The organism is Thermococcus sp. M36, from assembly GCF_012027355.1.
Lineage (GTDB): Archaea > Methanobacteriota_B > Thermococci > Thermococcales > Thermococcaceae > Thermococcus.
Genome location: NZ_SNUH01000050.1, coordinates 1 through 592, shown reverse-complemented (window position 1 = coordinate 592; position 592 = coordinate 1). Strand labels below are relative to the sequence as shown.

The window sequence follows — 592 nt, the reverse complement described above, 5'->3', positions numbered from 1 at the left end:
TCTTCCGATCTAAAAAGGATAGCTAATAATAATACCCTGTTTTTTAAAATTGCTTTTCCTAAACTATACCACATAATAATAGTTAAAACGGCAAAGAAAGGGATTAATAATGTGACTTGTGGCTATTGTTTTTATAAACAATTTTTAAATAAAACTTTTGTAACGATGTAAAATAAGACACTGTTATTAAAACAAATACTGTTAACAACAACATAACCATTAATGCATATTGAACAGCAGCAGGTACAAGCAACAAAACAAAAGGAATAGTTACTGCTACAGGAATTATTTCAATATAAAATATCCAACGCTTCTGTTCCATAATAGCACCGCAATTAATAAGCGTTAAAATGGTTAGTACAGCAAATATTAGTTTGGCATAAGGGTTTAGTTGCTGTTCAAACAAAATAAAAGCAAACAGGCTTATCAACATTACTATCATTTGCCAAATAACATAATTGTTTAACTCGCTGTTTAATGTTGCTTTGCTTTGTTTGATATTGAAAATCTGTTCTGCTTTATTTCTTACGGCAGCATCAATCTTTTCGGGCTTTTGAAAAAATACAGCAACTTTTTCTCTCAGTGTGTTTTT

General features: G+C 29.7%; 1 protein-coding gene. It reads right to left on the bottom strand.

Annotated elements, in window-relative coordinates; genetic code table 11:
- Positions 1 to 103 precede the first annotated feature (103 nt).
- Positions 104 to 592, bottom strand: a 489-nt coding sequence (locus E3E36_RS11265; protein ID WP_206203619.1) for a hypothetical protein, incomplete at its 5' end; no start/stop codon positions are given.